Source organism: Stutzerimonas sp. FeSN7 (assembly GCF_030263795.1).
Taxonomy (GTDB): domain Bacteria; phylum Pseudomonadota; class Gammaproteobacteria; order Pseudomonadales; family Pseudomonadaceae; genus Stutzerimonas; species Stutzerimonas stutzeri.
In genome coordinates this window covers 3,481,354-3,502,443 of sequence record NZ_JARPMN010000001.1, presented here as the reverse complement: position 1 = coordinate 3,502,443, position 21,090 = coordinate 3,481,354, and the positions used below count along the sequence as shown (strand labels likewise).

Genomic DNA, 21,090 nt, shown 5'->3' with positions numbered 1-21,090 from the left:
GCAGCACAGGGCAGGGCGATTTGCGGAACGGACCGGAGCCGGCTGGCTCATACTCATGGAGTTCGGATGCCGTTTTGCCTGATCGTCTGCCGATGCCTGCGACCCAGCGGTGTCACTGCGAGGCGCACCGGGTCGGTCTTCTCAAAGGTGCGAGTCGACGACCTTTGAAGACGGCGATTATAGCGACAAGTCACGTGGAGGATTGATGCTCGAGACACAGGTCTATCAGTGCCCGTATTGCGGCGAGGCGGTAGAGACCACGCTCGATCTCAGTGCCGGTGATCAGCAGTACATCGAGGACTGCGCGGTGTGCTGCCGCCCGGTGCAGTTCGACCTGCGTACCGATGGTGTCGACTGGCAACTACAGGTCTTCAGGGAGGACGAATGATGCGTCGCATCTACGAGCCGCGCGACCTGCTGGAAGCGGAAATGCTCAGCGGCATGCTGGTGGCCGAGGGCATCGAGGCATTCCTTGCCGGTAGCCACCTGATCGGCGCCATGGGTGAATTGCCCGCAGCGGGGCTGCTCGGTCTGATGGTGCCGGACGAGGATGCCGAACGCGCGCGCCAGCTGATCGCTGCGTACAATGGCGCCGAGCCGGTGCCGGGCGATGAACCGGAGAGCTATCCCGGCGAACTGATCTGCTGACGAGTTCCCTTATGTGCGGCCGCTACGCCCTTTTCCGCTGGAGCCAGGATTTCGCCGCCTTGCCCGGTTTTCCTTCCGATCAAAGACCGCACTGGAGTCTCGCGCCGGGCGCTTCGGTGCTGCTGCTGCGCCAGGCCGACAGCGGCTTGCAGCTGGACCGGGTGCGCTGGGGGCTGACGCCTGCCTGGCTGACTGACCTGACCCGCACGCCGGCCCAGGCCCGGGCCGAAACCCTGGCCGAGCAGCCCATGTTCCGCGAAGCCTTTCGCCTGCGTCGCGGGCTGTTGCCGGCCAACGGCTTCTACGAGTGGCGCGGCTCGGCCCGCAAGCGCCCGTACTGGATGACTTGCGATGGCTCGCTTGCCTATTTCGCGGCGCTCTGGGAAGCCTATCCGGTGCAGGGGCACACCTATCTCAGCGCAGCCGTCGTGACCCAGCCGGCGGCGACGCTACGCCGGCCATTGATCCTCGACGAGGCCGGACAGGCGGCCTGGCTCGACCCCGCCACGCCGCTCGAAACGCTGCAGCAGTTGCTGCTGCAGCCGAGCCCGGCACTGCGCGAACGGCCACTGGCGACGTTGGTCAACGATCCGCGCCTCGATTCCCCCGAATGCCTCACCCCGGCTTGAGGCGGGGCCTTCGGAGCGTCTGCGTCAGACCTTGAACTGATTGATCAGCCGGCGCTGCTGCTGTCAGGCCGGCGCTCGCCTGGCTGGCTTCCTCGGCGCCGCCAGCGACGTCCTGGGCGACCTGACCGATGTTGGTGACATTGCGGTTGATGTCTTCGGCCACCGCGCTCTGTTCCTCGGCGGCGCTGGCGATCTGGTTGTTCATGTCGTTGATCAGCGAAACCGCCTGGGTGATTGCCTGCAGCGCCTCGGCTGCCGCATCGGCCTGCTCGACGCTGCGCTGCGTGCGGCTCTGGCTCTGCTCCATCACCTGTACTACGTCCCGCGTGCCGTTCTGCAGCTGCTGGATCATCTGCTGGATCTCACCGGTGGCCTGCTGCGTCTTCTGCGCCAGATTGCGGACCTCGTCGGCCACCACGGCGAAGCCGCGGCCCTGCTCACCGGCACGGGCAGCCTCGATCGCCGCGTTCAGGGCCAGCAGGTTGGTCTGCTCGGCAATGCTGCGAATGGTCACCAGGATGGCATCGATGTTCTCGCTGTCGCGGGCCAGGGTCTGCACAACGTCCACGGCACGGCCGATTTCGCCGGCCAGTTCGGTGATGGTGGCGCCGGTATCCTGCACGATATGCCGGCCCTGATTGGCCGCGCGATCGGCATGGCTGGCAGCCTCCGCGGCCTGGGTCGCATTGCGCGCCACGTCCTGCGCCGTGGCGGTCATCTCGTGCACAGCGGTGGCGACCAGTTCTATCTCGGCCAGCTGCGTCTGCACGCCCTTGTCGGTACGGATGGCGATGTCGGCGGTGTGCTCGGACGCATCGCTGACCTTCTGCACCGAGCCGACCACCTCGCTGATCATGCCCTGCAGGCGTGTCAGGAACGTGTTGAAACCGGTGGCGATCTGGCCCAGCTCGTTGCGACTGTCGATATGCAGGCGCTGGGTCAGGTCACCTTCGCCCTGGCCGATGTTGTCCAGCATCACCACCATGTCGCGCAGCGGACGGGTGATGCGCCGGCTGATCAGCCAGATGGCCAGCAGACCGGCAACGGCGATGAGCACGCCGATGATCAACATGGTGGTCAGGCTGCTGCGGCTTTCCGCGCCGAGTGCCGCCATCAGCTGATCCAGATCCTTCATCACCTCGGCGATCGGCAGCTGCAGCATCAGGACCCAGCGCGCGTCGGTACCTTCGAAGGAGAACGGCAGGAACAATGCGACGTGCCCACCTGCCTGGTCGATCTGGTAATGGCTCTGTCCGGCTGGCAAGCGCTGGACCAGCACCTGCTCCTCGGCATCGAGAATCTGTGCTGCAGGCTTGCCAATCAGGCTCTTGTCAGTGCTGTAGGCAGCCAGGCGGCCGTTGTTGGAAATCAGCGCGATCTCGCCGACGCCGCCATAGAGCTGCGCGTTGGCGTTGCTCAGCAATTGCTGGGTGAAGTCGACACTGATGTCCGCGCCAACGATGCCGTGAAACTTGCCATCGACCAGAATGGGGGCATTGAACGAGGAAAGAAGGTAGGTCTGGCCGTTCATGTCATACGGTGCCGGGTCGCCGACGCATGGCTTGAGCTGTTCGCGCGGGCACAGGTAGTACTCGCCGGCGCGTATCCCGGTGTCGAGCAGCCTGGTGTCTTCGATGTCGGAGAGGCGGTCGATCTTCATTTGGCCGCTGCCATCGCGGTAGATCCAGCTGGCGAAGCGACCGTCGAGCATGCCCGGCTCGTCGCCGCGATACATCAGGTCGTTCGCATCCACGCCGTTCGGTTCCCAGGCGATATAGGTGCTGGTGAGATTGGGGTTCTCGATCAACGTCTGGCGCGCGAGATTGATCAGCTCCTCGCGCCTGAGGTTGGCCATCGGCATGCCGTCATCACCGGTCAGTGCGGTGAGCGTATGCACCCTGGCCAGGCTGGTGGCGATCTGCAGGGGCGCTTGCAGCTGTGCCTGGATGCGGTTGACCTGTGCCTGAGCCAGGGCGGTGACGCGCTGCTCCACCATGCCGTCGATCAGCGCGCGAGTCCGCTCCTCGACCAGCGCCTGGCTGCGCACGCCCGACGCCAGTGCATAGAGCAACAGCGCCGCGATGACGGTCAGGGTGCAGGCGCCGGCCAGTGCGGCGAAGGCGGTCTGGATGGATCGGAACATGGCGTTACTCCAGTTGCGCAGCGGATAGCCACCTTATCGGCAGGATTTGCGACAACTGCAGCGGGGCGGCCGGTTGCCTGCCCGATAGGCCCGATCTAGGATACGGCGCAGGTTTTCCGGAGAGACTCGATGTTCAAGCCGCGCACGTTATCCATGCTGATCGCCGCCACCGCGCTGGCCGGCTGTCAGGCCGTCAACACCACCAGCGGTGGGGCCGTGGGGGTCGACCGCAAGCAGTACATGTTCAGCATGCTGTCGACCGATCAGGTCAACCTGATGTATGCCCAGTCCTATCAGGAAACGCTCAGCGCTGCCGCAAGCAAGGGCGTGCTGGAAAAGAACACGGCGATTGCCAAGCGCGTCAATGGCATCGCCGAGCGGCTGATCGCCAAGGTCGGCGTGTTCCGCCCGGATGCCGCACAGTGGGCCTGGGAAGTGAATGTCATCGACAGCCCCGAGCTGAATGCCAACTGCGGCCCGGGCGGCAAGATCATCTTCTATACCGGGTTGATCGAGAAGCTGAAGCTCACCGACGACGAGATCGCCGCGGTGATGGGCCACGAGATCGCCCACGCGCTGCGTGAGCACGGGCGCGAGGCCATGTCCAAGGCCTACGGCGTGCAGATGGCCACCCAACTGGGCTCGGCGATGGGTGTCGGCACTGGCGGACTGCAGCTGGCGAACATGGGCGTCGAGTACCTGATGACGCTGCCCAACAGCCGTGGCAACGAGAACGAAGCCGACCTGATCGGCCTGGAGCTCGCCGCCCGTGCCGGTTACAACCCGAACGCGGCGATCACGCTGTGGGAAAAGATGGCCTCGGCCGGTGGTTCGGCTCCGCCTGAGTTCATGAGCACCCACCCGTCCTCGGCGACTCGCACGGCGGCGCTGCGTGCCAACATTCCGAAGGTGATGCCGCTCTACGAGCAGGCTCGCGGCGGCCGTTAACGAAGATGGTCGCCGACCGCTCAGGTCGGCGACAGTAGGGTCGAGAGAGGCGTTTCGATACCCAGCTGCTGGTGCACACCCTCGAGATCGATGAGGGTGTTGACCTCCTCGATGTCGCCGGCAGGATTGAGCGTCCAGACGCTCATGGCGGCGATGGCGAGGATCTTGTCGGTGACCGAATAGCCAAACAGGGGCGTGGCCAGCGTACCCATCACCGTGCTCGAGGTGACCACCTTGTGGCCCTCGCAGATACACTCATCCACCACCACTTCCAGGTCCGGCATGGCCGCACGCACGTTGCGCACGAGTTCGGCGAAGCCTGCGCTGTTCAGCGGCTGGCTGATGAATGAGCCCTTGTAGGCGAAATACTTGCTCTGCATCTGTTCGGAAAGGGCCAGGCGGCCCTTGTTCCAGCTCAGATCGATATGGTTGCAGACTCGTTTCTTGCGTCCATCCGCTGACATGCAGCCGGTCTCCTCGGGGCGCTGGTGGTGCGCTGCGGTAGCGCACTCTATCAGCTCCGTCGGCGCGCAGATTTGCGCTGGGTATCAGCCTGAGACAATCGTGCTCATGGTCACAGCCTGATAACCGGCGTAGACGGCGAGAGCGGCGAAACCGCCGGCCGCGACCCGGCGAATCAGCGTCAGCGGCAGGCGATCGGCCGCGAAATGGCTCACCAGCACCACAGGAACGTTGGCCAGCAGCATGCCGACCGTGGTGCCGAGAATGACCAACACGAACTCGGGGTATTGCGCAGCCAGCATCACTGTGGCGACCTGGGTCTTGTCGCCCATCTCGGCGATGAAAAAGGCGATTGTGGTGGCGACGAAGGGGCCATAGGGGCGACCGAGCCTGGCATCGTCATCGTCGAGCTTGTCGGGCACCAGCGTCCACAGCGCCACGGCGGCGAAGCTCGCGGCGAGAATCCAGCTCAGCACGACCGGCGAGAACAGGCTTGATACCCAGCTGCCCACGGCACCGGCCGCGGCATGGTTGGCCAGTGTCGCCACGACGATGCCCCAGATGATCGGCCAGGGGCGGCGATAGCGGGCCGCCAGCAGAAGCGCGAGCAATTGGGTCTTGTCGCCGATTTCGGCGAGGGCAACGATGAGGGTGGGAACGAAGAACGATTCCAAGCGGCATTCCTTACAGGGCGGGTCGACAGATTCACCATGACATGCGCAGCCTGCCCGCCCGGGTCAGGTGTACATGTCATGGGTCTTGTCAAACCGGGCCATGCGCTATTGCTAGGCTGGCCGGTCGCATGCGCCATGGTCTGCGGACCAAGTGTGTTGACGCATGCCGGACGAGCAGGGCGCTCGTCGGAGACTACTCCCCCAAGGACGGCGGCGAGTTTGCCGCACCCGGCCGGTGGATGCAACCGCTCGTCGCCGGCCTCAGCCTCGCACGGCGCGGTAGATGCGGAATCCGTCGCGTTCGGCCAGCGTCTGGCAGGCGCCGAGATGGCGCTCGATCAGCGGCGGGTAACGCAGAAAGGCATTGGCCACGATACGCATCTCGCCACTCGCCTGCAGATGCTCGGCGGCGCGCTCGATCAGCGTTTCGCTGGCCTGGTAGCTGGTGTGCACGCCCTGGTGGAAGGGTGGGTTGCTGATGATGGCCGCCAGTTGCCGAGGCGCAGCGTCGATACCATCGCCGGCAATGACTTCAGCTTCGAGCCCGTTGGCGGCGAGCGTCCGGCGACTGCTCTCGACGGCGAAGGCGTCGACGTCCAGCAGCACCAGCTCGCTTTGCGGATAACGGCGTTTCAGCGTGGCACCGAGAATGCCGGCACCGCAGCCGAAATCCAGCAGTCGGCCACCGGGCAGGTTATCGAGGTGCTCGAGCAGCAGGGCGCTGCCCAGATCCAGCCGACCATGGCTGAACACACCCGGCAGGCTGACCACCTCGAGCGGCCCGTCAGCCAGCTGCAGGGTGAAATGGCTGGCCAGGGCATCGAGATCCGGCGCGGCGGGCACCTGCTCGATCTCGACCTGCCAGAGCTGGCAGTGGCGGGCGCTGTCGAGTTTGCGCGCACGGCCGAAGCTTCCCAGCTGCTTGGCGGCGCGCTCGATGCCGCCTCGCTTCTCGCCCACCAGGTATAGCGGTCGGCCGGGCAAACGTGCCGCCAGGGTCTGCAACAGATAGTCCGTCAGCTCGCGGGACTTCGGCAAGAACAGCACCGCCGTGTCGAACACCCCCTGCGGCGGGGCAACGCCGAAGGAGCAGCGCCCGCCGAAGCGCTTGTCCAGCTGCTGCTGTTCGCCGGCGTGCCAGCTCCAGGCGGTGGCGCCTGTCAGCTCTCCCAGCAGGTCGTCGGCCGGCAGGCCGGCGAGCAATACCCGGCCGCCGAACAGCTCGGCTTGACGCAGCAGCACTTCGCTTCGCGGGTCCATTGGCGTCTCCCTGAAAAAGGCCGGGAGCTTAGGGGCTCGGCGGCCTCTCTCGCAAGCCGCAGTTGCCCGGCTCAGATGACCTGGCGGAGTGGGCTGCCGGCGAAGAACGCCGTGGCGTTCTCGGCCAGCTGAGCGACGATGCGCTGGCGAGCCTCGCGGCTGCCCCAGGCGCTGTGCGGGGTGACGATCAGACGCGGCAGGTCCGGGGCGAGGAGCGGGTTGTCATCGCGTGGCGGCTCGCTGGTCAGCACATCGGTGGCAGCACCGCCCAGGTGGCCTCGGCGCAGGGCATCGGCCAGTGCCTGTTCGTCCACCAGCCCGCCTCGGGCGGCGTTGATCAGGAAGGCGGTCGGCTTCATCAGCTGCAGCTCGCGGGCACCGATGAGATTGCGCGTCTGTTCGGTCAGGGGGCAATGCAGGGTCAGTGCATCGACCTGTGGCAGCAGCTCGTCCAGGTCGAGGCGATCCGGGCGCTTCGGCCGTCCCGGCAGGTTGCCGACCAGCACCCGCATGCCCAGGGCTTCGGCCAGCTTCGCCACGGCACTGCCCAGCTCGCCATGCCCGAGCAGGCCGAGGGTCTTGCCGTCCAGCTCGACGATCGGGAAGTCGAGCAGGCAGAACTGTCCGCTTTCCTGCCAGCGTCCGCGGGCGACGGCAGCCTGGTAGTCGGGCAGCCGCGTGGCCAGGGCCAGCAGCAGCATCAGGGTGTGCTGGGCGACGGTTGGGGTGCCGTAGGCCTGGCAATTGCTGACGGCGATGCCGCGTTCACGGGCGGCCTGCAGGTCGATGTTGTTGACGCCGGTGGCCGAGACGAGGATCAGCTTGAGTTCCGGGCAGGCGGCGAGGGTTTGCGCATCCAGGGCCACCTTGTTGACGACGGCAACCTGCGCGCCGCGCAGGCGCTCGACGATCTGTTCCGGCGTGCTCAGGTCGTGGCAGACCAGCTCGTCGAAGGCGCTGCGCAGCGGGGCGAGGTCGAGGTCGCCCTGGTCGAGCGGGGAGAGGTCGAGGAAAACGGCGCGATTGGGCATCAACTGTACCTTTCGAAGTCGCCAGGGCTGGTCGACAATGCCAACCTGGGCTTAGGCGTGGAGAGCGGATTGTGTACTGGATGGAATTTATGACCGTGGCGCTGGTGCATCTGCTCGCGGTGGCGAGCCCCGGCCCGGATTTCGCGGTGGTGGTGCGCGAAAGCGTGGCGCAGGGCCGGCGTGCGGGTAGCTGGACGGCGCTGGGAGTCGGCTGCGGAATATTCGTCCATGTCGCCTACTCCCTGCTCGGCATCGGCCTGATCGTCTCGCAGTCGATTGTGCTGTTCAACCTCTTCAAGTGGCTGGCGGCCGCTTATCTGGTGTACCTCGGCTGGCGAGCGCTGCGGGCTCGGCCGATGAGCCTGGAGGCGATCGACGGGACGAACGCGCCGGTCGCGCGAAGCGCGTGGCGGGCGTTCGTGATCGGCTTCGTCACCAATGGGCTGAACCCCAAGGCCACGCTGTTCTTCCTCTCGCTATTCACCGTCGTGATCAGCCCCGATACACCGCTGCTGGTGCAGGCCGGCTACGGTCTCTACCTCGCCGGTGCGACCGCGCTGTGGTTTCTGCTGGTGGCCTGGCTGTTCAGCCGAGGCCGCGTGCGTGCTGGCTTTGCGCGCATGGGGCACTGGTTCGATCGGCTGACGGGGGCGGTGCTGATCGGCCTCGGCGCTCGCCTGGCCCTGAGCGAGATCGGCTAACACGCTGAAACGAGGTGCGGGGAAAATAATCCTTTGGACTGATTTTGCCCGGGGGGCGACGCTCTAGAGTGCAGCGTACAAGTCCAACAAGAACAGGATGCCCTCCATGCTGCAGACCCGTGTCATCAAGCCCGCGGCGAACGCCTACCAGTATCCCCTGCTGATCAAGCGCCTGCTGCTGTCCGGCGTGCGCTACGAGCGCAGCCGGGAAATCGTCTACCGCGACCAGCTGCGTTACGACTACCGCACCCTCAACGAACGGGTCGCGCGGCTGGCCAACGTGCTGACCGCGGCCGGGGTCAAGCCGGGCGATACGGTGGCGGTGATGGACTGGGACAGCCATCGCTACCTCGAATGCATGTTCGCCATCCCGATGATCGGCGCGGTGGTGCACACCATCAACGTGCGGCTGTCGCCGGATCAGATCCTCTACACCATGAACCACGCCGACGACCGCTTCGTGCTGGTCAACAGCGAGTTCGTACCGCTGTACCAGGCAATCGCCGGGCAGCTGACCACCGTGCAGAAAACGCTACTGCTCACCGATGGCGAGGCGCGTGATGCCGGCTTGCCGGACTGCGTCGGCGAATACGAAAGCCTGCTGGCCGCCGCCGCGCCGAGCTACGACTTCCCGGACTTCGACGAGGATTCGGTCGCCACGACCTTCTACACCACGGGCACCACCGGCAACCCCAAAGGCGTGTACTTCACCCATCGCCAGCTGGTGCTGCACACCCTGGCCGCGGCGGTGACCGTCGGCTGTCGGGAAAATCCGCGGCTGATGGGCTCGGACGACGTGTACATGCCGATCACACCGATGTTCCACGTGCATGCCTGGGGGCTGCCCTATGTTGCCACCATGCTCGGCCTCAAACAGGTTTATCCGGGCCGCTACGACCCCGAGTACCTGATCGATCTCTGGCGCCGCGAGCAGGTGACCTTCTCCCATTGCGTGCCGACCATCGTGCAGATGCTGCTCAACGCCAAGGCCGCCCAGGGCACCGACTTCAAGGGCTGGAAGATCACCATCGGCGGCAGCGCGCTGACCCGCGGCCTCTACGACCAGGCAAAGGCGTCCGGTATAAATCTGATCGCCGCCTACGGCATGTCCGAGACCTGCCCGCTGATCTCCGGGGCGCACATCAACGACGAACTGCTGGAGGCCGACGAGGACACGCGCAGCACCTTCCACCTCAAGGCGGGCGTGCCGGTGGTGCTGGTGGACGCGGCGATCCAGGCCGCCGATGGCAGTTTCCTGCCGGCGGATGGGACCTCTCAGGGCGAGTTGGTACTGCGGGCGCCCTGGCTGACCCAGGGCTACTACAACGAGCCGGAGAAGAGCGAGGAGCTCTGGGCTGGCGGCTGGCTGCATACCGGTGACGTCGCGGTGATCGACGAGATGGCCAATATCGAGATCCGCGACCGCATCAAGGACGTGATCAAGACTGGCGGGGAGTGGTTGTCGTCACTGACGTTGGAGGGACTGATCAGCCGCCACGAGGCGGTGCGTGACGTGGCCGTGGTCGGGGTGCCGGACGAGCGCTGGGGTGAGCGGCCCTTCGCACTGGTGGTGCTGGGCGAAGGCCAAGAGTTGAATGCCGAACAGCTGCGTAACTTCCTTGAGCCGGCAGTTGCCGAAGGCCATATCAACAAGTGGGCGATTCCCCAGCAGATCGCCGTGGTCACCGAGATTCCCAAGACCAGTGTCGGCAAGCTGGACAAGAAGCGCATCCGCAGTGAGCTTGCCCGCTGGCAGACGGAGGGCGTTGCGCAGCAGGCTTCGCGCTGAAGGCGTTCGGTTACGCGGGGGCGGACTCCAGCAGGGTCTGCACCCGTTCTTGCAGGACGTCCAGTGTGAAGGGCTTGCCGAGCAGATCCTCGGCTTGCGTCGAGGGTCGTGCGGCGATCAGCGCTTCCTCCGCATAGCCGGTGATCATCAGCACCTTCAGGTCCGGCAGCTGCAGGCGGGCCCGCTCGGCGAACTGATGCCCGTTCATGCCGCCGGGCAGGCCGATATCGGTGATCAGCAGATCTATCGGGTCGGTCTTCGCCAGCAGGTCGAGGGCGGTGACGCCATTGGCCGCCTGCAACGTACGGTGGCCCATTTCTTCCAGCACCTCGCATACCAGCGTGCGGATGTTGTCCTCGTCGTCCACCACCAGCACGCGACGGCCGGCTGGGGCATTCGGCCGCTGGCGCGGTGCTGCCTGCTCCGGCTGTTCCAGCAGGGCGCCTCGGTAGCGTGGCAGATACAGGCAGACCGAGGTGCCCAGGTCGGGCGTGCTGTCGATCTGCACGCTGCCGCCCGACTGCCGGGCGAACCCGTAGACCATCGACAGGCCCAGACCGGTTCCGGCGCCCAGCGGCTTGGTGGTGAAAAAGGGGTCGAACACATAGGGCAGCTTTTCCGGTGCGATACCACTGCCGTTGTCTTCGACGCACAACAGCACATAGCTGCCGGCGGACATGCCAAAACGGGCCGCTGCTGCGTCGTCCAACTCCCGGTTGGCGGTGCTGATGCGCAAGCGGCCGCCGTTGGGCATGGCGTCACGGGCGTTGAGCGCCAGGTTCAGCAGCACGTTCTCCAGCTGATTGGCATCGCAACGGGTCAGCCAGAGGTCGTCGGCGAGCATCAGCTCGAACGCCACCAGCGGGCCGATGGTGCGTTGCAGCAGGTCCCGCATGCTGCTGACCAGCGCGTTGCCGTCGGTCGGCCGCATCTGCAACGGCTGGCGCCGGGAGAAGGCCAGCAGCCGATGGGTCAGGGCAGCCGCCCGGTCTGCCGAGCTCTGCGCATTGGCGAGATGGCGTCGCAGGTCATCGTGGCGGCCCTGATCGAGGCGACGTTCGAGCAGGCCCAGCGAGCCGACGATGCCGCCCAGCAGGTTGTTGAAGTCATGGGCGAGGCCACTGGTGAGCTGACCGACCGCTTCCATCTTCTGTGCCTGGTGCAGTGCCGATTCGGCGGCTGCGCGGGCTGCAATGGCCTCATCGACTCGGCTTTCCAGCGTGTCGTTCAGGCGCTGCAGGGCCAGTTCGGTGCGCTTGTGCTCGGTGACATCGATGCACGCGCCGACCAGGTAGGATGGCCGCCCGGCCTGGTCACGCACGTTCATCGCCCGCCCGAACAGCCAGCGCTCGCCCTGGCCCAGCAGCACGCGGAAGTGCATTTCGAAATCGTCACCACTCCTGGCGCAGCGTTCGCCCAGCAGCACCAGGCGTTCGCGGTCGTCGTGGTGCATGCGCTCGAGCAGGTCGCTCAGGTGGATCTCGCCGAAGCCCTCCATGCCCACCAGGCGCAACATGGCGGCGTCCATGTCGATCCGCTGGCTCGCGAGCTGCCAATAGAAGGTCCCCGTGCCCGAGACCAGCAGCGCGGCATTCAGGCGTTCGTCACTTTCCTGCAGCTGCGCACGGGCAAGCTCCTGGGCAGCAAATGGGCGGTAACGTCCTCGACCCGATGGATGACATAACGCACCCGCCCGCGGTCGTCCTTCACCGGCGCGTTGATCACGTTCCAGAGGCGCTCCTCGAACCCGCCGCCACTGGCTTCGGGGCGCCGGATGGCATAACGCACCTGGCTCAGGCGCTGGGTCTGGCCGGTGGCGATGACGTCCTCCAGGGAGCGGCGCAGCGTCGCTGCGCCGGAGCTCGGCTTCTCCGGCTCATGGTCGCTGAATACCTCGAACAGCGGCTTGCCGATCACGTCTTCCCGGCGAGTCATGGTGACGCGCAAGCGCTCGTCACTGCTGGCAACCATGGTGTATTCGGCATCCGCCGCCACGATCAGATAAATGCCGGGCAGGCCGTCGATGATTGCCTGCAGGTCATGCATAACGATCAGTTCCCTCGGTTGGGTGCGCCTAATGCGCATGCCTTTTCAATGACTCCATCGGGGCCGGAAAATTGCCCGGCCGTCGTAGGCGGCGCGCAGGATTGCCTGCCACCCGCGCAGGCGGCAATCTGTTCGTCCGGCGCCGTCGGCGCAGTGAAACAGCCCAATCGAGGACGTCATGGCGGCCACCCAAACAACGCTGATCCGCGAAACCTTTCCCGTCGGCCCCTTGCAGTGCAACTGCACCATCATCGGCGACCCGCTGAGCAAGAAAGCCATCGTGGTCGACCCGGGTGGCGACCCAGAACTCATCATGGCGCGGCTGGAGGCCCATGGTCTGAAGGTGGTCAGCATCATCCACACCCATGCGCATCTGGATCACTTCCTCGCGTCCGGCAAGATGAAGGAGCGGACCGGCGCCACGCTGCATCTGCACAAGGCCGACCAGTTCCTCTGGGACAACCTGGAAATGCAGTGCCGCATGTTCGGCGTGCCCTATACGCCAGTGCCGGCGCCCGACCGGTGGCTGGCCGATGACGAGGAGCTGGCCTGCGGCTGCGGCGTGGCGCTGCATACCCCTGGGCATACGCCAGGCTCGATGAGCTTCTGGTTCGCCGACGCCAAGCTGCTGATCGCCGGCGATACGCTGTTTCGCCGCGGAATCGGGCGCACCGATCTGTGGGGCGGCGACTATGCCAGCATCGAGCGGTCCATCCGGCAGCGGCTCTATGCCCTCGACGAAGACGCCACGGTGGTGACCGGCCACGGCCCGGATACCCGCCTGGGTGATGAGATGCGGGAGAACCCCTTCGTGCGTGCCTGATGTGCCGAGCCGTTGGACGGGTTCTGCCGCACGGTTCCTATTCTCGCGCATGGTCGATGGTAATCTAGCGCCGCATTCAGGGCTGCGCTCGGCGAGCGAAGGGACGGTCCTGGCAACTGACGAGAGAAGGAAGTGATTATGAAAATGCTGAACATGACCGCCCTGGCTGCAAGTGTCGCTCTGCTGGTCGGCTGCACCACCAACCCCTACACCGGCGAACAGCAGGCCGGCAAGGCGGGCGTCTATGGCGGTATCGGCGCTGTCAGCGGCGCGGTCATCGGTGCCGCGACCTCGAGCAAGAAGGACCGTACCAAGGGCGCGCTGATCGGCGCCGCGGTCGGTGGTGCGGCGGGCGGTGGCTATGGCTATTACGTCGACACCCAGGAAGCCAAGCTGCGCCAGACGCTGCAGGGCACCGGTGTTCAGGTTCAGCGCAATGGCGACAACCTGACTCTGATCATGCCGGGCAACATCACTTTCGCCAGCAACTCGGCGGACATCTCCAGCAGCTTCTACCCGACGCTGAACTCGCTGGTGCAGGTCTTCAAGGAGTTCAACAAGAACGGCGTCGACATCGTCGGCCATACCGACAGCACCGGTTCGCTGCAGCTGAACCAGGACCTGTCCAACCGCCGCGCGCAGAGCGTCGCGTCCTACCTGATCGCCAACGGCGTTGCTCCGGCGCGTATCTCGTCCTACGGTGCCGGCCCGAGCCAGCCGATCGCCAGCAACGATACGGCCGCCGGCCGCGCACAGAATCGTCGCGTCGAGATCAACCTTCGTCCGCTGTAATCGTGTCATAGGTTGCAGGGCTGCAATGGCCCTGCAACTGCCGAAATTCAGACGCCATTAATCTGCTAGACCCTTCCGCCATGGAACCTCTCTGCGCTATTCGAATCTGACCTTCGATAGCACGCCGGTTGGCACAGAGGAGGTCGAATGGATGATCGTCCCGCTCTCCATTCCCGTAGGTCCTGGCTGCCAGTTCTGGTCGCACTGGCCCTGATGGCGGGCCTGGGAGGATGGATTGGCTGGCAATGGCACGTCCAGGAGCAGCGCAGCAAGGTCGAGCAGGAGCAGCGCTTCACGTTTGCCGTCGATGACATCGAGCACACCCTTCGCGAGCGGATGCGTGCCTACGAAATGGTGCTGCGTGGGCTCGCCGGTGTGGTGGCCGGTAGCGATGAGGTCACCGCCGATGACTGGGCACGTGCCGCAGACCAGCTGCAGCTGCAGGATTTCTACCCCGGTATCCAGGCCGTCGCGTTGGCCCGTTATGCCACTCCCCAGACGTTACCTGCACTGATCGAGCAGATTCATGCTTCCGGTCGTGAACGCTTTCGCATGTACCCGTCGGGTGAGCGTGACGAGTACGTGGTGACCGACTACATCCACCCGACCGACTGGCGCAATCGGCGCGTGCTCGGTTTTGACCTCTTCAGCGAAGCGACCCGCCGCGAAGCCATCATCAGCTCGCGTGACAGCGGCAACCCGGTACTCACAGGTCCGCTGCGGCTCAAGCAGGAAACCGAGCAGAACGTACAATCTGGCGTGCTGCTCTTTTTTCCGCTGTACGCGCCATCCGCTCCTGTAACCACGGAAGAGGAACGTCGGCGGGCTCTTGTCGGCACGCTGCATGGGGCCTTCCGCCTGACCGACCTAATGGAGGGCATCCTGGGTTCGCGCAGCCGGATGCTGCAGCTGCAGCTGTTCGATGCCGCCAATCCCGATTCCCCACTACTGGCAGGCCGAGCGCAGGTCAGCGCCGATGCCAAGTTCCAGCGCATCCGCAACATCTACATGTACGGCCGCAGCTGGCAGCTGCAGGTGGCGAGCACGCCGGAATACGAGGCGGTGCTGCGTGATAACAACCGGGCATTCAACCTCGCCGCGGCGTTGACCGCCGCGGTACTGTTCTCCCTGCTGGTGGGCGGCTATCTGTATCTGCGCGAACGGGCGCTGCGCAGCAGTCAGGCGCTCAGCCTGCAACTGCAGGAGCGCGAAGCGCGGTTCCGCCAGCTGATCGAGCAGCTGCCGGTGGCGACACTGTTGTGCAACGCGGGCGGGCGCATCGAACTGGCCAACCAGAGCGCCGGGCAGCTGCTGGGCGGGACCACCGATCTGCTTGCCGGCGAACGGGTCAGCCGCTATGTGCCAGGTGTGCTCGGGGAGCAGACCCTCCGGCAACTGCGCGACACCACTCAGCTTGAGCTGCAGGCGCAGCGCGAAGATGGTACGCCGATTCCGGTGGCCGTCAGCCTGACCAGCTTCCGCCACGACGATGCGCTGTATTACGTCATCAACCTGCTCGATCTGCAGGCCCGCAAGCGGGACGACGAGCGCTTCCGCAACGTCGTGGAAGCCTCGCCCAATGCCTTCGTCCTGGTCGACACGCAGGGCAGCATCGTGATGGTCAATCGGCAGACCGAGCTGCTGTTCGGTTACACGCGCCAGGAATTGCTCGGCCAGCCGGTCGAGCTGCTGTTGCCGGAGGCGCTGCGCGATGCGCACCGAGGGCTGCGGCAGGGCTATACGGAACATCCCGAGCCGCGACGGATGGGCAGCAACCGCGAGCTGTTCGGTCTTCACCGTGACGGCAGCGCGCTGCCGGTGGAGATCGGTCTGTCGCCCTTGCGCAGCGGCGACGAACAGCTGGTACAGGCGGTGATCATCGATATCAGCCATCGCAAGGCTGCCGAGCGGCGGTTGCGCGAACAGGCCGATCAGCTCGCGGTGGCCAACCGCTACAAGTCGGAATTCCTCGCCAACATGTCCCACGAGCTGCGTACGCCGCTCAACAGCATCCTGATCCTCAGCGATCAGCTGCGACAGAACGGCGCCGGTAACCTCAACGACAAACAGGTCCGGCATGCCGACATCATCCATCGGGCCGGGCACGAGCTGCTGCAGCTGATCAACGACGTGCTGGATCTGGCCAAGATCGAATCCGGCCACATGCAGCTCAAGCTGGAACCGCTGAACCTGCGCGATCTGCTCAGAGACCTGGAAGCCTCGCTTGGCAGCATGGCCGCGCAGAAGGGGCTGAGCCTGACCATGGAGGTCGATCCTGCGGTACCGCTGACACTGAACTCCGATCGCGCTCGCCTGCAACAGATCCTGAACAACCTGCTGACCAATGCGCTGAAGTTCACCGAGAAGGGCCAGGTCCAGCTGACGGCCAGTCTTCTGCCCGCCGATCAGGACGGGCGGCAGATGCTGCAGCTGCAGGTCCGCGACAGCGGCATCGGGATCGCCAAGGATCAGCAGGAGCGCATTTTCCAGGCCTTCCAGCAGATCGATGGCTCGATCAGTCGGCATTACGGCGGCACCGGGCTGGGGCTGGCGATCACGCGGCAACTGGTCGAAGTGTTGGGCGGCCAGGTAATGGTCAACAGCGAGCTGGGACAAGGGGCGACCTTCACCGTGCTGTTGCCGGTCGTCTCGGACGCACCCGCGGCGACCCAGGCCCAGCTGCCTCGCCAGCCGCAACGGCGCGGGCGCGGACCGGGGTTGCTGATCGTCGAGGACGATGCCGATTTCGCCTCGGTGGTGGCCGAGGTCGGGCAGAACCATGGCTTTACCAGCCTGATCTGCAGCACCGGCGAGCAGGGTCTGGAGGCGCTGCGCCGTGAGCATTTCGCCGCCGTGATTCTCGACATCCTGCTGCCGGACATCAGCGGCTGGCAGGTGCATCGCGAGCTGCGTGCCGACGAGCGGCACCAGGGCATGCCGGTAATCATCATCTCCTGCGTGCCGCAGCCGCATGACTGGCACGATGACGGTTCGCGCTATCTGGTCAAACCCGTGGCACAGGCCGAGCTGGAGCGCATCTTCATCGAGCTGGCCCGCCATGAGCACAACCCGCTGCGTCTGCTGCTGGTGGAAACCGATCCGCGCCGCCGCATGCTGATCCGCGACTATTTCGAGCGGTTAGGGTACAGCGTGACCCTGGCTGCGACGGCCGAGGCGGCCAGGTTGGCCTATGCCGAACAGAGGTTCCCCGTGGTAGTGGTCGACCATGAGCTGAGTGATGACAGCGGCCTCGACCTGCTCGATGCCCTCGAACGCTTGCGCTCGCTGCGTGGCGTCACCGTGCTGCTGAACAGCCGGCAGCCGCTGTCGGACGAGGAAATGCAACGCTTGCGCCGCTATTCGGCGATGACGCTGTCCAAGGAGGAAGATGTGGAACGCATGGGAGCATTGATACGACCGGAGCCGGCGGCGGCGTCGCCGAGCCCGGCCGCCTCGCTACAGGTGGCGTCCGCCGGGCAGCGTGTGCTGCTGGTGGACGAGGATGTGCGGCTGATCTATTCGCTGACAGCCCAGCTCGACGAGCTGGGTTTGCCGGTGGTGCCGGCAACCAGCGCCGACGAGGCGGTCGAACGTTTCGAAGAGGATGCCTTCGATCTGGTACTGCTGGACATGAGCCAACCCGGAGCGGAAGGTCCGGAGTTGGCACGAAGACTCAAACAGGACCATGACTGCCAGGCGCCGATCGTAGCCCTGGTAACCGTGGCCGATGCCGAGACGCGCGAGCGCTGCATCGCCGCGGGGGCCGACGACCTGTTGCTCAAACCGGTCGAAACCCCGGCACTGGCGGCGTTGCTGCGTCAATGGTTGGGGCTGGCAGTGGGTGCGGCTGATGCTGGAGAGGAGTGAGCGAGGAGTGCGCGCTGAACATGGCTGTGGTGGAAACGAAGCCCGACCGATATCGCCCGACGCGGTCGATGGCTGGCGAACATGCTTGTTGCCAACCGTTCGGCAAGGTTGGCTCGGAGGTTGGCGATGAGTCAGACGCAGCTTAAGGCCAAGCCCCGCAGCCGCACGCTGTTGGTGGTGGACGACCGCGAAGCCAATCTGGTGGCGATGGAGGCTCTGCTCGGCGACGGTGACTGGCAGGTGCATACCGTCAACTCCGGCGAGGCGGCGCTCAAGGCGCTGCTCGAACTGGACGTGGAGCTGGTGCTGCTGGACGTGCAGATGCCCGGCATGGATGGCTTCGAGGTTGCGCGGCTGATGCGCGGCAGCCCGCACACGCGCTACACGCCGATCATCTTCGTCTCGGCCATCGCGCATACCCGCGACTCGGTGCTGCGCGGTTACGCCACCGGGGCGGTGGATTTCATCCTCAAGCCGTTCGACCCGCAGGTGCTCAAGCACAAGATCAACACGCTGCTGGCCCACGAGCACAATCGCCGCGACCTGCAACTGCTCACCCAGCAACTCGACAGCGCTCGCGCGTTCAATGCCTCGGTGCTGAGCAACGCGGCCGAAGGCATCCTGGTGGTCGCCGAGGATGGCTACATCAGCTTCGCCAATCCGGCGATCGCCGGCATGTTGCACACCCGCGTCGAGGACCTGCAGGGTACGCCGCTGCTGTCGCATCTGGCGGCGCCGGAGATGCCCGACAGCTGGCACGAATCGGACTTCTATCGCTACTGGCGCAGTGGTTCGACCTATCGCCTGCACGAGGCGCAGCTGCACACTGCCAACGGCACGCCCTTGCCGGTGGCGCTGTCCAGCTCGCCGCTGCCGCGCCAGCAGCGCTCGATGGTGGTGATCGCCCTGGATATGTCAGTGGTGCGCAACCTGCACACGCAGCTGGAAACCCAGGCGGTAACCGATTCGCTCACCGGGCTGCTCAATCGCCGCGGCTTCCATCAGGCGCTGGAGTCGTCGCTGGCGCGGGTCGACCGCAACGGCAAGCGGATGGCCATCCTCTATATCGACCTGGACGGCTTCAAGCGCATCAACGACTCCCTCGGCCACGACGCGGGCGATGAAATCCTCTGCAAGGTGGCGCGTCTGCTGGAAACCTGCATGCGCCCCTACGACATCATCGCACGCATGGGCGGGGACGAATTCACCGCGCTGCTCGATTCGCTCGATCATCCGGAAGACGCGGCACGGGTGGCGGAAAAGCTCATCGAACTGATCTCTGTGCGACACAAGATCGACGGCACCGAGGTGACCCTTGGTGCGAGCATCGGCATTGCCCATTTTCCCGATTGCGGCGTCAGCGTCGACCAACTGCTGCGGTCGGCGGACATGGCCATGTACGAGGCCAAGCGTGCCGGTCGCCGCCAGTATCGCTTCTTCTCCAGCGACATGAACGAGCGTGCCCACGCGCGGCTGATGATGGAGGAGAACCTGCGCAGCGCCACCGAACGCAATGACTTCGAACTGCTCTTCCAGCCGCAGGTGATGCTGGCCAGCGGCAAGCTCCGGGGCTTCGAAGGGCTGCTGCGCTGGCCGCAGGGCGATGCCGGCGAGAACCAGCCGGGCAATTTCATTCCGCTGCTGGAGGAAACCCGGCTGATCGAGCGGGTGGGGGAATGGGTGCTGCGCGAGGGCATGGACCAGTACTGCCGGTGGCTGCCCGCATTCGGCAGCGACCTGATCCTCAGCCTGAACGTCAGCCCGGTTCAGTTCAGCCGCGCGGGACTGTTCGACGTGCTGCGACGGCTGCTCGACGAGTACCAGCTGAACCCTGCGCAGCTGGAACTGGAAGTCACCGAAGGCACCCTGATGCAGGACCTGGAACAGAGCTGCGAGAAGCTCCGCCAGCTGCGCAAGCTCGGCGTGCGGGTGGCCATCGACGACTTCGGCACCGGTTATTCGTCGCTGGCGTATCTGCGCCACTTCGAGCTGGATACGCTGAAGATCGATCGGCTGTTCATTGCCAACATGCTGGACTCGCCGCGCGATGCGGCGGTCGTCAGCACGATCATCGACCTGGGTCGCAACCTCGGCCTGGAAGTGGTGGCCGAAGGGGTGGAAACCCTGGCGCAGCGTGACTGGCTGCTGCACAACGGCTGCGACGTCATGCAGGGCTTCCTGGTGTCACCGGCGGTGACCGCCGAGCAGGCCCGGGCGTTTCCGGCCAGCGTGTCCTGGGGCGCGCTCTGAACGGTCAGCGCCGCGTCGGGTAGTCCTGATGCAGCTGGGCCAGTTGTGCGTCTTTTTCGGTCCACAGCTGGTTGACCCACTGCTGGAAGGCCAGGCGGTAGGACTCGTCCTGATCGTAGTTCCGGCGCAGGAACTCGGCAGGGATCGGCTGTGCCTCGACCCGTACCACGACCCGAGGGATATTGCCGGCCAAGAGGTCCCAGAAGCTGGGGCGACCGTCCGGGTAGTGGATGGTGATGTTGATCAGCGCGGACAGCTGCTCGCCCATGGCGTCGATGACGAAAGCGATGCCGCCGGCCCTCGGCTTGAGCAGATGTCGATAGGGCGAGGCCTGCTCGGCGTGCTTGTCTTCGGTGAAGCGGGTACCTTCCAGGAAATTGAACACCGACACCGGGTTGGTCCGATAACGCTCGCAGGCCCGGCGCGTGCTGGCCAGATCCTCGCCGCGCTTTTCCGGGTGCTTGGCCAGGTATTCCTTGCTGAATCGCTTCATGAAGGGAAACTCCAGCGCCCACCAGCACAGGCCGATCACCGGCACCCAGATCAGCTCCTGCTTGAGGAAGAACTTGAGGAACGGCATGCGCCGGTTGAGCTGGTATTGCAGCACGAGAATGTCCGCCCAGCTCTGGTGGTTGCTGGTCACCAGGTAGGAGTGATGCATGTCGACCTGATCCAGGCCCTGCACGTCCCAGCGGATCGGGCGAACCAGATCCATCCAGAAGCTGTTCATCGCGATCCAGGACTCGGCGATCCAGTGCATGCCGAAGCGCAGGCTGCGTTGTACCGCTGGAACGGGAAGCGCCAACTTGAGCAGCGACAGGGCGAACAGTGGCCAGCACCAGAACAGGGTATTGAGCGCCAGCAGCAGGGCGGCGAGGCTGCCGCGCAGTGGGGCGGGGAGGAAGCTCAGCATGAAATTCTCATCGATACGGCTGATTCGAGGCGCCAAGAGTAGCGATTATGCGCTGAACTGCAACTATCGAGAGTGGTGGCAATGGCTGCCGCCGACGTGCAGGCGCGGCGGCAG

At 65.3% G+C, this 21,090-nt stretch carries 17 protein-coding genes, 1 pseudogene and 1 riboswitch; of the genes and pseudogenes, 10 read left to right on the top strand and 8 right to left on the bottom strand.

Going from position 1 to position 21,090, the window contains the following annotated elements; translation table 11 throughout:
* Positions 1-205 precede the first annotated feature (205 nt).
* From P5703_RS16660 to P5703_RS16650, 3 genes are read left to right on the top strand one after another with little or no spacing between them, the layout of a single operon-like run.
* Positions 206-388 carry a CPXCG motif-containing cysteine-rich protein gene (locus P5703_RS16660; protein ID WP_013981983.1) on the top strand — a complete coding sequence of 61 codons (183 nt, stop codon included), beginning with the start codon at positions 206-208 and terminating at the stop codon, positions 386-388.
* Complete coding sequence (locus tag P5703_RS16655) at positions 388-648, top strand: putative signal transducing protein (RefSeq protein WP_011912294.1); 261 nt, start codon at positions 388-390, stop codon at positions 646-648. Before P5703_RS16660 ends, P5703_RS16655 begins: the two co-directional genes overlap by 1 nt.
* Before the next feature lie 11 nt (positions 649-659).
* On the top strand, positions 660-1,277 hold the full coding sequence (locus P5703_RS16650) for an SOS response-associated peptidase (protein ID WP_020306446.1): 618 nt from the start codon (positions 660-662) through the stop codon (positions 1,275-1,277).
* Positions 1,278-1,301: 24 nt separating this feature from the next.
* Here P5703_RS16650 and P5703_RS16645 read toward each other — a convergent pair.
* A pseudogene (locus P5703_RS16645) lies at positions 1,302-3,420 on the bottom strand (methyl-accepting chemotaxis protein).
* A 129-nt stretch (positions 3,421-3,549) separates the two neighbouring features.
* Here P5703_RS16645 and P5703_RS16640 point away from each other — a divergent pair.
* On the top strand, positions 3,550-4,368 hold the full coding sequence (locus P5703_RS16640) for a M48 family metallopeptidase (RefSeq protein WP_197861450.1): 819 nt from the start codon (positions 3,550-3,552) through the stop codon (positions 4,366-4,368).
* 20 nt (positions 4,369-4,388) lie between these two features.
* Here P5703_RS16640 and P5703_RS16635 read toward each other — a convergent pair whose 3' ends face one another.
* The 4 genes from P5703_RS16635 to P5703_RS16620 all read right to left on the bottom strand — a co-directional run bounded on the left by P5703_RS16635 (position 4,389) and on the right by P5703_RS16620 (position 7,795).
* Positions 4,389-4,832 carry an ester cyclase gene (locus tag P5703_RS16635; RefSeq protein WP_013981987.1) on the bottom strand — a complete coding sequence of 148 codons (444 nt, stop codon included), beginning with the start codon at positions 4,830-4,832 and terminating at the stop codon, positions 4,389-4,391.
* An 84-nt stretch (positions 4,833-4,916) separates the two neighbouring features.
* Entirely contained in the window at positions 4,917-5,504 is a 588-nt protein-coding gene (locus P5703_RS16630; protein ID WP_011912298.1) for a TMEM165/GDT1 family protein, read from the bottom strand.
* Between the two features lie 90 nt (positions 5,505-5,594).
* Positions 5,595-5,711: riboswitch (yybP-ykoY riboswitch) on the bottom strand.
* 54 nt (positions 5,712-5,765) lie between these two features.
* Positions 5,766-6,764, bottom strand: a complete 999-nt coding sequence (locus P5703_RS16625) for a methyltransferase (RefSeq protein ID WP_049325661.1) — start codon at positions 6,762-6,764, stop codon at positions 5,766-5,768.
* A 71-nt stretch (positions 6,765-6,835) separates the two neighbouring features.
* Positions 6,836-7,795: a 2-hydroxyacid dehydrogenase gene (locus P5703_RS16620; RefSeq protein ID WP_017244384.1), complete on the bottom strand. Its 960-nt coding sequence runs from the start codon at positions 7,793-7,795 to the stop codon at positions 6,836-6,838.
* 71 nt (positions 7,796-7,866) lie between these two features.
* On the opposite strand from P5703_RS16620, the gene P5703_RS16615 reads away from it, so the two are divergent.
* Together P5703_RS16615 and P5703_RS16610 are read left to right on the top strand one after the other, a co-directional pair.
* The gene (locus P5703_RS16615) at positions 7,867-8,496 is read left to right on the top strand and encodes a LysE family translocator (RefSeq protein WP_013981990.1); all 630 of its coding nucleotides are present in this window, start codon (positions 7,867-7,869) and stop codon (positions 8,494-8,496) included.
* Between the two features lie 106 nt (positions 8,497-8,602).
* Positions 8,603-10,285 carry a fatty acid--CoA ligase gene (locus P5703_RS16610; protein ID WP_049338688.1) on the top strand — a complete coding sequence of 561 codons (1,683 nt, stop codon included), beginning with the start codon at positions 8,603-8,605 and terminating at the stop codon, positions 10,283-10,285.
* Between the two features lie 10 nt (positions 10,286-10,295).
* Here the strand turns inward: P5703_RS16610 and P5703_RS16605 are convergent, their stop codons facing one another.
* Together P5703_RS16605 and P5703_RS16600 are read right to left on the bottom strand one after the other, a co-directional pair.
* Positions 10,296-11,867 carry an ATP-binding protein gene (locus tag P5703_RS16605; protein ID WP_285590207.1) on the bottom strand — a complete coding sequence of 524 codons (1,572 nt, stop codon included), beginning with the start codon at positions 11,865-11,867 and terminating at the stop codon, positions 10,296-10,298.
* An 11-nt stretch (positions 11,868-11,878) separates the two neighbouring features.
* Entirely contained in the window at positions 11,879-12,331 is a 453-nt protein-coding gene (locus P5703_RS16600; protein ID WP_279641723.1) for a PAS domain-containing protein, read from the bottom strand.
* Positions 12,332-12,509: 178 nt separating this feature from the next.
* Between P5703_RS16600 and P5703_RS16595 the strand changes: the two genes are divergently transcribed.
* From P5703_RS16595 to P5703_RS16580, 4 genes are all read left to right on the top strand, one after another.
* Positions 12,510-13,154, top strand: coding sequence for an MBL fold metallo-hydrolase (locus tag P5703_RS16595; protein ID WP_011912304.1), 645 nt, complete (start codon positions 12,510-12,512; stop codon positions 13,152-13,154).
* Between the two features lie 138 nt (positions 13,155-13,292).
* Entirely contained in the window at positions 13,293-13,946 is a 654-nt protein-coding gene (locus P5703_RS16590; RefSeq protein ID WP_011912305.1) for a YiaD family glycine zipper/OmpA-like lipoprotein, read from the top strand.
* Between the two features lie 147 nt (positions 13,947-14,093).
* Positions 14,094-17,813, top strand: a complete 3,720-nt coding sequence (locus tag P5703_RS16585; protein WP_279641722.1) for a CHASE domain-containing protein — start codon at positions 14,094-14,096, stop codon at positions 17,811-17,813.
* Between the two features lie 126 nt (positions 17,814-17,939).
* Positions 17,940-20,063: a two-component system response regulator gene (locus tag P5703_RS16580; protein WP_011912307.1), complete on the top strand. Its 2,124-nt coding sequence runs from the start codon at positions 17,940-17,942 to the stop codon at positions 20,061-20,063.
* A 4-nt stretch (positions 20,064-20,067) separates the two neighbouring features.
* Here P5703_RS16580 and yihG read toward each other — a convergent pair whose 3' ends face one another.
* Positions 20,068-20,976, bottom strand: coding sequence for a 1-acylglycerol-3-phosphate O-acyltransferase, YihG family (yihG, locus tag P5703_RS16575; protein WP_013981996.1), 909 nt, complete (start codon positions 20,974-20,976; stop codon positions 20,068-20,070).
* Positions 20,977-21,090 lie beyond the last annotated feature (114 nt).